This window comes from Bartonella sp. AU16XJBT (assembly GCF_028618665.1).
Lineage (GTDB): Bacteria > Pseudomonadota > Alphaproteobacteria > Rhizobiales > Rhizobiaceae > Bartonella.
This window is the reverse complement of the sequence record NZ_JAQITF010000066.1, coordinates 1-1,385: the sequence shown is the minus strand read 5'-3', so window position 1 is coordinate 1,385 and position 1,385 is coordinate 1. Positions and strand designations below refer to the sequence as shown.

Sequence of the window (1,385 nt, the reverse complement as noted above, 5' to 3'; positions counted from 1 at the left end):
ACGCAGAATTAGAAATGAAAGAAAGATATACAATCACATGCTGTAAACCACTAACAGAGAGCTTGGCAAAATATATCAGAAATATAGAGCCTATCAGTTCATTTGCAACATAATGAAATCGTATTTAGTTGCATTTGAAAAAACAGCAAAATAGTGAAAAGTGCTGATTGTTTTGAGAATAGATATGGGTTTAAACAGCTAAAAAAGTACCGTACAGAGCGATTTTAGATTTTTATGATAAAAAACACATTGAAAATAAAAATGCTACTGTACGGTCCAATATGAGGCAAATAAACCCATTGGTAAAGTTATGGATTTAAGCAAGGGGATATTAAATCAGATGTTTTTAAAAAAACGTAAACAGAAAGGGCAAAAAAAGTGGGTTGCAACGGCGGTCGGTCATGCACCATGGGGATTAGGGGTAGCTGAGTATTTTTATAATCTTTACGAATATGATGATGGTATGAGGGAATATGAGGAATTCGATGGTGGTCAGTATCATGAGATGCCGACGAATATTGATTACAGTACAAAAGCGCAAGTGAAAGCGTGGATATACGGAGGTGATTTGCCAAGAAGCGTTTTGAGTTATGAGGCGCTGATAGATGAGGTGAATAAGAAAATCAAAAAACGTACAGTGAAAGCAGTGAAAACTTATGATGATATAGACAGTGAACTAGAGAAAGCACTTGATATTCAATTAGGTAGGTATCAAAATGAAAAAAAGTGAAAAAAATAAAAAATACGTATTGACTTTAAGGAAAGGTTCGTTTAGAAAGGCGTCAAGTGCTCAAAACACTAAATCACAAGCGGATAAACCCCGATAAGGTTTTTCCCATTTTTTTAAATACTGACTGTCTTTTATGTTGTGATTAGCATATAACGATTATGTCGGGTGTGTTCACACCATACAATACTCTTATGAGAAAAGTGTGACGACGGACTTGTGACCGTGTTTTGAACACCCGGCGCCCTTATAGGGTTGTCAATTCAAAACCCAATTATCACAAGGATTACTAGCATGAAAGCTACAGTAAAAAATCAAGAATCTTCCTTTTTTATTACAGATGATAATGGCTCTTTTAAAAAGAGAGAGTTTGCAAAAAAATACGAATTTACAGGCGAGACGATTGAAGTTGGTTTTAAGACACTTCATAGAATTAGAGCATTAAGAGATTTTGGAGATGTCAAAAAAGGGGACCTCGGCGGCTTTATAGGTAGTGAATACAATTTATCGCATCATGGCAATTGCTGGGTCGGAGGTAAAGCCAAGGTTTATGCTAATGCACGGGTTTACGATAATGCCGTTGTAAGTGGTTATGCTCATGTTAATGTGGAAGCTTGTATTTATGAAAACGCCCGTGTTTATGGCAAGGCGGTTGTAG

Annotated in this window: 1 protein-coding gene and 1 pseudogene; both read left to right on the top strand. The window is 36.2% G+C overall.

Annotated features, from left to right (window positions below; translation table 11 throughout):
- Window positions 1-340 precede the first annotated feature (340 nt).
- Window positions 341-730, top strand: coding sequence for a hypothetical protein (locus tag PVV66_RS09530; RefSeq protein WP_273719588.1), 390 nt, complete (start codon window positions 341-343; stop codon window positions 728-730).
- Between the two features lie 291 nt (window positions 731-1,021).
- A pseudogene (locus PVV66_RS09525) lies at window positions 1,022-1,385 on the top strand (hypothetical protein); the annotation flags it as partial.

What these genes read in the sequence shown, in the direction of transcription:
- PVV66_RS09530 (WP_273719588.1), top strand. Translation starts at nt 341, where the DNA reads ATGTTTTTAAAAAAACGTAAACAGAAAGGGCAAAAAAAGTGGGTTGCA.